At 40.5% G+C, this 7,852-nt stretch carries 8 protein-coding genes and 2 pseudogenes; 9 read left to right on the top strand and 1 reads right to left on the bottom strand.

Annotation, left to right across the window (positions count from 1 at the left end; genetic code table 11):
• The first annotated feature begins 9 nt into the window (after positions 1-9).
• A pseudogene (fabD, locus tag SD31_RS10795) lies at positions 10-911 on the top strand (ACP S-malonyltransferase).
• A 58-nt stretch (positions 912-969) separates the two neighbouring features.
• Here the strand turns inward: fabD and metK are convergent.
• A pseudogene (metK, locus tag SD31_RS10790) lies at positions 970-2,227 on the bottom strand (methionine adenosyltransferase).
• 289 nt (positions 2,228-2,516) lie between these two features.
• Between metK and SD31_RS19170 the strand changes: the two are divergent.
• From SD31_RS19170 to SD31_RS10750, 8 genes are all read left to right on the top strand, one after another.
• Positions 2,517-2,993 carry a diacylglycerol/lipid kinase family protein gene (locus tag SD31_RS19170; RefSeq protein ID WP_231561481.1) on the top strand — a complete coding sequence of 159 codons (477 nt, stop codon included), beginning with the start codon at positions 2,517-2,519 and terminating at the stop codon, positions 2,991-2,993.
• Positions 2,924-3,304, top strand: coding sequence for a diacylglycerol/lipid kinase family protein (locus SD31_RS19165; protein WP_231561479.1), 381 nt, complete (start codon positions 2,924-2,926; stop codon positions 3,302-3,304). Before SD31_RS19170 ends, SD31_RS19165 begins: the two co-directional genes overlap by 70 nt.
• Before the next feature lie 96 nt (positions 3,305-3,400).
• Complete coding sequence (locus tag SD31_RS10780) at positions 3,401-3,745, top strand: translation initiation factor (RefSeq protein ID WP_039054121.1); 345 nt, start codon at positions 3,401-3,403, stop codon at positions 3,743-3,745.
• Between the two features lie 529 nt (positions 3,746-4,274).
• Entirely contained in the window at positions 4,275-4,982 is a 708-nt protein-coding gene (locus SD31_RS10775) for a MotA/TolQ/ExbB proton channel family protein (RefSeq protein WP_052258970.1), read from the top strand.
• Between the two features lie 104 nt (positions 4,983-5,086).
• Positions 5,087-5,749, top strand: coding sequence for an ExbD/TolR family protein (locus SD31_RS10770; protein WP_039054120.1), 663 nt, complete (start codon positions 5,087-5,089; stop codon positions 5,747-5,749).
• 12 nt (positions 5,750-5,761) lie between these two features.
• Positions 5,762-6,319 (top strand): ExbD/TolR family protein, encoded by a 558-nt coding sequence (locus SD31_RS10765; protein ID WP_039054119.1) that lies wholly within the window; start codon positions 5,762-5,764, stop codon positions 6,317-6,319.
• 40 nt (positions 6,320-6,359) lie between these two features.
• Positions 6,360-7,238, top strand: coding sequence for an energy transducer TonB (locus tag SD31_RS10760; RefSeq protein ID WP_039054118.1), 879 nt, complete (start codon positions 6,360-6,362; stop codon positions 7,236-7,238).
• 298 nt (positions 7,239-7,536) lie between these two features.
• Positions 7,537-7,852, top strand: a 316-nt coding sequence (locus SD31_RS10750; RefSeq protein WP_039054117.1) for a substrate-binding domain-containing protein, incomplete at its 3' end; no start/stop codon positions are given.

Here is a 7,852-nt window from a genome sequence, read left to right as displayed (position 1 = left end):
TAAGTCTTTATGAAAACAGCTTACATTTTCCCGGGACCAGGGAACGATCGTTGAATTGGGCGTAGGACTGGAGCASRACYTRTACRWMMTTAATGAAGAAACAAAAGCTTTGTTCGAAAAAGACAAACGATATTTGGGTTTTCGAATTACCGATTATCATGTTTAATGGTACGGAGGAAGACCTTAAACAAACGAAAGTTACGCAGCCCGCAATTTTCTTGCATTCGGTGGTTTTAGCAAAGGCATTAGGGGATAAATTCCAGCCCTCGATGGTGGCGGGACATTCCTTGGGTGAGTTTTCTGCCTTGGTAGCTGCCGGAGCTTTGTCTTTCGAAGATGGCTTGAAGCTTGTTGCTCAGCGTGCGAATGCTATGCAGAAGGCTTGTGAATTGCAGCCTTCCACTATGGCAGCAATACTAGGTTTGGATGATGAAACCGTAGAAAAGGTTTGTGCACAGATAGAGGATGTAGTGGTAGCGGCCAACTACAACTGTCCGGGACAATTGGTGATTTCGGGAACTATCGAAGGCGTGGATAAAGCATGTGCTTTGTTGTCAGAGGCAGGAGCTAAAAGAGCGCTGAAACTTAACGTAGGAGGTGCGTTCCATTCGCCATTGATGGAGCCTGCGAAATTAGAACTTCAAGCAGCTATCGAGGCTACAGATATTAAGGCTCCTATCTGCCCAATCTATCAAAATGTAGACGCTAAACCGTATACTGATCCGGCGGCTATAAAGGAAAACTTAATCGCTCAGCTGACAGGTGCAGTGCGCTGGACACAGACCGTACAAAATATGCTTGAGGATGGAGCCGAAGCTTTCGTGGAAGTAGGACCGGGAAATGTACTTCAAGGGTTGGTGAAGAAGGTAAACCGTCAGGCCCAGACCTCCTCAGCCTCTATAGCAGAATAAAGACTTTTGCTGAATATCATGGCAAAAAAAAGCGGAACCTTGGTTCCGCTTTTTTAGTTTATTTAATATTAAATGCTTCTTTGATTTTGTCTACGTAATCAAGCTTTTCCCAAGTGAACAGCTCTACTTCCATGGTTTTGATTTCACCATTGGAGTTTTCGAATGTCTTGGTCACTTTTCGGTTAGTTCTACCCATATGACCATAGGCTGCGGTTTCAGAGTAGATAGGTTTTCGTAACCCTAATCGTGTTTCTATGCCATAAGGAGTCATGTCAAAGAGTTCTCCTATTTTCATTGCAATTTCTCCGTCGGTGAAGTTTACTTTGCTTGTGCCATAAGTGTTGACATAAATACCCATAGGGTCTTTCACACCGATAGCATAGGAAATCTGTACAAGGATCTCATCTGCTACGCCTGCTGCTACGAGGTTTTTCGCGATATGACGTGTTGCGTAGGCTGCGGAACGGTCCACCTTGGAAGGATCTTTTCCTGAAAATGCACCTCCACCATGAGCTCCCTTACCACCGTAGGTGTCTACGATGATTTTTCTTCCTGTAAGACCGGTGTCCACCATGTGGTCCCCCAATCACGAATTTTCCGGTCGGGTTTATGTAGTATTTGATGTCGTCAGTAAATAGCGCTTGCAGTTCAGGTTTGAGCTGTGCTTTAACGCGAGGAATCAATATGCTTTTGATATCCTCTGCAATTTTAGCCTGCATAGCGGCTTCGGTATCGAATTCGTCGTGCTGTGTAGATATTACGATTGTGTCTATACGTTGAGGTTTGTGGTTGTCACTGTACTCTAATGTTACCTGTGCTTTAGAGTCCGGACGTAGGTATTTGATCTGGTCATTTTCACGACGTAAGGCAGCAAGCTCGTATAATAGACGATGAGAGAGGTCTAATGCCAAAGGCATATAATTTTCGGTTTCGTTGTTGGCATAACCGAACATGATACCTTGGTCTCCGGCGCCTTGCTCTTGTTTTGTTTTTCTGTCCACTCCTTGGTTGATGTCGGCCGATTGTTCGTGGATGGCAGACAAGATTCCGCATGAGTTGGCATCGAACATGTATTCCGACTTCGTGTATCCTATTCTTTCGATAACAGAGCGGGCAATTTTCTGCACGTCGAGGTAAACTTTTGATTTAACCTCGCCGGCCAATACCACTTGTCCCGTGGTTACTAATGTTTCAATTGCTACGCGAGCATCTTCGTCCCAAGCTAAAAAATTGTCAATTAAAGCATCAGAAATTTGATCGGCAATTTTGTCAGGATGGCCTTCCGATACAGATTCGGACGTAAATAAGTATGCCATATTTATTTATTAAATTTTAACGTTAAAAAAATAGGAGGCGCTATCAAATAGATAGAAGTGGAAAAACGTAGTTGTCAAAATGGTTTTTAGCACTTTTTTTCCGTGGTTGCAATCTCCCCTTTTACTTCAGATTTGTAAAATGCAAATCAGTCCACAATTTTTTTAATACGGTCGCAAAGTTACAACACTTTTACTATTATAACAATAATAGCACAGGAATAAATTTATTTTGAAAGTATTAGCCATCGGGCAGTATTATTATCTTTATATTAGTGGTTGAATTTATAGTATGGAAGGACAGAAAAAGATACTTTTCGTAATAAACCCGATTTCAGGAGGAAAGAAGAAGACGGCGTTTAACAAAAAAGTGTTGGAAGTGTTGGATTTGAGTAAATTCCATCCTACATTTCAACAGACCACACATCCCAATCATGCGTATGAACTGGGGAAAAAAGCGGTAGAGGCAGGCTATGATGCTGTGGTGGCTGTGGGCGGCGACGGCACGATAAACGAGCTGGGGTCTGCTTTGGTGGGATCCGGTATCCCATTGGGAATCATTCCGGAAGGCTCCGGCAATGGATTGGCCTTGTATCTGGGTATACCGATGAATGAGGCTTCAGCTATCAACAGACTAAATCGTTTTGAGACAGTAGAGGTGGACTGCGGTTATATCAACGACAATGCCTTTTTTCAATATTGCCAGGTCTGGGGTTTGATGCTACAGTCAGTGACCGCTTTGCCAATGATACTATTCGCGGACCTATAGGGTATTTAAGGTCTGTAGTGAATGTTATCAGTAAGTATAAGCCTAGTAAGTATATCCTTACCATTGATGGAAAAACTTATGAGCGAGAAGCTTTTATGATTTCCGTGGCCAATTCGCCGCAATATGGAAATAATGCGTATATTGCACCTAATGCATCCGTAAGTGACGGAATTTTGGATGTGTGTATCGTACATAAGTTTCCTCTTTATATTCTGCCCATGATGGTGTTCCGTCTGTTCAACCGATCTGCCGATCAGTCTGAGTATGTGGAGATTATTCCCGGTAAAGAAATTCAATATTCAGCGAGTTGAGGAAGGGCCTATCCATGTGGATGGAGAGCCTATCAGTCTGTCTGGGGATCTTAAAATCACGGTTAAGCCGAAATCATTGAAGATAATTTGTTAGTCATGGCCAAACAAAAGAAGCAGCGTTTTGAAGGTATAGTTTATTCTACAGATAGTAACTTCCAGTTCGATACGGATGAGGAGATTGTAGAAACATTGCCTCCACATCAGCAGAAACTTAAAGTGATGTTGGATAAGAAAGCTCGCAAGGGTAAAATTGTTACAATAGTGCAGGGGTTTGTAGGCTCAGAAGATGATTTGGAGAGTCTAGCTAAAACATTAAAGCAGCGTTGTGGTGTGGGAGGAAGTGCCAAAGATGGGGAAATTTTGATACAAGGAGACTTTAAAATGAAGATTTTCGACATATTGAAAGCACTTGATTACCAAGTCAAAATTGTTGGTGGATAGTGGGAAAAAGCTTTTGTTAAACGCTTTATTTAAAGAGTTTTAAAGAAAATAAGTCAAAAAATATGTGAAAACTATTGTTAGTAAAAGTGAGTGTCCGGTTACTTATTTTTGAAAGTTAGCAGGATATTAATTTGCATTTAATAGAAAAAATAGTTTTTATTGCATTATAATTCTGATGAAGTGGCTTGATTTATCAAGTGTTAAGAATAAGGCCGCCGCGATGCACGTTCTTAAAAGAATAGAGACAGGAATGTTTGGAAAAAAAATCGAAAAAATTTGATTTTTATAGCAAAATAGTATATTTGTTTTGATTTAATCAGAACAACATCATTAGTATTGCATTATTTTAATAAAATTTAACATAATAATTAAACAACAGTAAAAATCTAAAACTTAGTAAAAATGGCAAACAGCACCAAAAACTACTAGCCCAGCAAAACAAGAGAAGAGTGGCAATTCAGGTAATTTATTTGCGAGCTTAGCAATCCTTATTTGTTTAGGTATCGGTTTATTGGTTTACACCTTCGTAATGGGTAACCCAGAAAACTTTATTGACAACAATCCAGACAATCAGCCAAAACCAGGTAACTATCTAGGTATGGTTTACCACGCAGGTGTGATCGTACCAGTGCTTATCGGTTTGTTCTTGATGGTATGGGTATTCTCAATCGAGCGCTTCATCGTTATCGGCAAGGCTTCTGGTACTGGTAATGTAGGTAACTTTGTAAGAAAAGTACAATCATTCTTGAAATCAGGAAGCATCGATGCTGCTATCGCTGAGTGTGACAAACAAAAAGGTTCTGTAGCTAACGTAATCAAAGCGGGTTTATTGAAATATAAAGACGTTGAAGCTAACCCAGGTTTAGACGCAGAAAAATCTGCTTTGGCAATCCAAAAAGAAATCGAAGAAACTACAGCATTGGAAATGCCAATGTTAGAGAAAAACTTGAACGTTATCGCTACATTAGTTTCTATCGGTACATTGACAGGTCTATTAGGTACAGTAACAGGTATGATTAGAGCGTTCGCGGCGTTAGCGACAGGTGGTGCACCAGATTCAGCGAAATTGGCGAACGGTATCTCCGAGGCCTTGATCAACACTGCAACAGGTATTGCGACTTCGACTTTCGCGATTATCATGTACAATATCTTGACTGCTAAAATTGACAAATTAACATATTCTATCGACGAAGCTGGTTTCTCAATCGTTCAAACTTACTCCGCAAACCACAAATAAGTATAATGTGCTATTAAAAAAATCAACTTTCTTTATGGAAAGTGGAATGAAATAGCATCATTAGAGTAAACGAATAGAGTTGTTAATTGTATAAATAAAAAGAAATGGGTAAAGCGAAAGTAAAAAGAGCCAGCACAACGATCGATATGACGGCGATGTGTGACGTATCTTTCTTGTTGCTTACGTTCTTCGTTCTTACCGCAACTGCAAGACAACCAGAAACACTGGTAGTAGATACAGCTCCTTCTTATTCAGAAGCAAAATTGCCTGACGGCAACCTAGCTGTAATCACTGTAGGTGATGAAGGTAAAGTGTTCTTCAAAATGAGTGACCCTAACGTACGTGTTCAGACTTTACAACAAATGTCTGCACTGTATGGGGTAGAATTCACTCCGGAAGAATATGCTAAGTTCAAAAACTTAGAAGATTTCGGTGTATCGATTAAAGCATTAAAAGCTTTGTTGGCCGCCGATCAAGCAGAAAGAACGGCAGAAAAGCAGAAAGGTATTCCTGTAGATTCTACAATGAATGCTTCAAATGAGTTGTTCGCTTGGGTTAAGCAAGCTCGTTTGGCATCAGCAAAAATTTTGAAGGATAAAGCCATCGAAGAAGGCAAGGATCCGGATGATATCGAGCTGATGACAGTGGCTATCAAAGCGGATGCTGATGAGAAGTTTCCGAGTTTGAATCTAATTATAGAGACATTACGTAATCAGAAACAGAACAAGTTCAGTTTTGTAACGGGACTTAAGGCTTCTGATAAATAAAGGATATTTAAAATGGCAGAATTAAATCAAGACTCCGGTAAACAAGAGAAGGGTGGAAAACCTAGGGCCAAGAAAAGCGGTGGTAGGGTAGACCTTACAGCCATGGTGGACCTAGCGTTCTTATTGATTACCTTCTTCATGTTGACAACCTCCTTAAACAAGCCTCAGGCTATGGATGTTGCGATGCCAGATAAAAATGTCGAGACAGATAAAAATACCGACGTTAACGTAGATGAGCATCGTAGTGTCACCCTAGTCTTGGGATCGAATGATAAGCTTGTTTGGTATCAGGGGGATGTGAAGAATCCTCTTCAGGGTCCTACGGTAGTAGATTATTCTAAGGAAGGTCTTCGTGCTGTTCTGATGCGTATGAAAGAACAAGTTCCAAGACAAGCTGGCGGTAAAGACATGATTGTCGTTATCCGACCAAGTGAAAAATCTGTTACCCGCAATATCATCGACGCCCTAGACGAAATGAAAATTGTTGACGTTAAGCGTTATATGATATCCAACAGGATCATGAGCGAAGAAGTTGAGCTGTTAAAGAAGGAAAACTTATATAACGATTAATAAATTGTTGTATAAAGCGTTCCAATAAAATGAATTAAATATGTTTGGAAAATTAAATATATTCAGAAATGACTGGCTTGAGGTTGTTTTCGAAAACAGGAACAAAAGCTACGGAGCTTATGAGCTACGTAAGCTAGGTCCTAAGGCAACCAACATTGGTCTTGCCGTTGTGACCGCCGTTGTTGCTGTGTTCAGCGCAACTCAAGTTTTCGATCTGAATCCTTTCAAAGGGGAAGAGGCTCCGAAAGAGGAGTTGGCTTTCACAGAAGAGGTCACTTTGGAGGATTTGGCAGAAAAACTTCCTGAAGAAGAAGAAAAGCCAGTAGTAAAAGAAGAGGCTCCAAAAATCGCCGAATCGAGACCAGCTCTTGATGTAGTAGCTCTACCTGAAATCAAACCTGTGCCTAAAGAAAAGGCCGTTACTGAAGAAGTAGCTACAGTAGAGGAAGCAACAGATAAGAAAAAACTTATCGGTCCTGTGGCTATGAAAGGTATGAAAGGTGGTAGCATCACTACTGAAGGTAAATGGGGTACAAAAGATGTTGCGGGAGCGGCAACAGGTAGTACCAAAGGTGTGGAAGGTGGTACCGGAGATTCGGAAGAAATCTTCCAATCCGTAGAGATCCAACCTGAGCCACCAGGCGGTATGGCTGCTTTCCGTAAGTGGATTGCCGAAAACTATGTTTATCCACAGGCTGCGACAGAAGCAGGCATCAAAGGTACAGTACATGTGACTTTCGTTGTGGAAAAAGATGGTTCATTGACAGATATCAAAGTTGTTCGTGACCTATCGTATGGAACAGGACAGGCTGCCGTTAATATGCTTAAAAAAGCTAAGAAATGGAGCCCAGGTATCCAAAACGGTCGTCCAGTACGTGTACAATACTCACTTCCAATTCGATTGGATTTAACCAACTAGTTGATGAGTTATAATTCAGAAATGAATAAAACAAATAATTTTAGACAGAAATCGCCACTAAAGCGATTTCTGTCTATTTTAGGGCTATTTATGTTCCTCTTTTATTTCGTGTTGGGACTGCTGATTATCTTCTGGAAGGATTTCCCGCTAGAAATAGACAAAACCTATAAAAATCTGTTCGCTGCATTATTGATCGTCTATTCTTTTTTGCGCTTTCGCTCGGTTGTGGCAAAACAACTTTATACGTTAAATAATGTTAAGTATTAATCTTTTACTTCTATAATCAATCATAATGGTAATGAATTTGTTCTATAGATCGGTAGCTATATTGTCTTTCTTATCGTTGTTGTTTGCCTGTTCTGGTGAGAATAATAAGGATAAGAAAGAGGATATCCTTTCAGGTGAAGTTGCCGTATTAGTAGATGAGACGATTTTACCTATTATCGAAGAGCAAAAGGAGGTCTTTGAAAGTTCATATCAGCAGGCGAAGATTAATCTGTTGGCAAAGCCTGAAGTTAATGCCGTAAACAGCTTACTGAAGGGCGAAGCTAATATTATTCTTCTGACGCGGGAGCTGACCGAAGAAGAAAATCAGTCTTTCGWAAAGAGGCAGA

Source organism: Sphingobacterium sp. T2 (genome assembly GCF_000814685.1).
Lineage (GTDB): Bacteria > Bacteroidota > Bacteroidia > Sphingobacteriales > Sphingobacteriaceae > Sphingobacterium > Sphingobacterium thermophilum.
Note: the sequence above shows the minus strand (reverse complement) of the source record. Positions and strands in the feature narration are given on the sequence as shown.

Bases quoted from the DNA above. Each gene is read 5' to 3' on its own strand.
- SD31_RS10760 (WP_039054118.1), top strand. From the start codon at position 6,360: ATGTTTGGAAAATTAAATATATTCAGAAATGACTGGCTTGAGGTTGTT.
- SD31_RS19170 (WP_231561481.1), top strand. From the start codon at position 2,517: ATGGAAGGACAGAAAAAGATACTTTTCGTAATAAACCCGATTTCAGGA.
- SD31_RS10770 (WP_039054120.1), top strand. From the start codon at position 5,087: ATGGGTAAAGCGAAAGTAAAAAGAGCCAGCACAACGATCGATATGACG.
- SD31_RS10765 (WP_039054119.1), top strand. From the start codon at position 5,762: ATGGCAGAATTAAATCAAGACTCCGGTAAACAAGAGAAGGGTGGAAAA.
- SD31_RS10775 (WP_052258970.1), top strand. From the start codon at position 4,275: ATGGGTAACCCAGAAAACTTTATTGACAACAATCCAGACAATCAGCCA.
- SD31_RS10780 (WP_039054121.1), top strand. From the start codon at position 3,401: ATGGCCAAACAAAAGAAGCAGCGTTTTGAAGGTATAGTTTATTCTACA.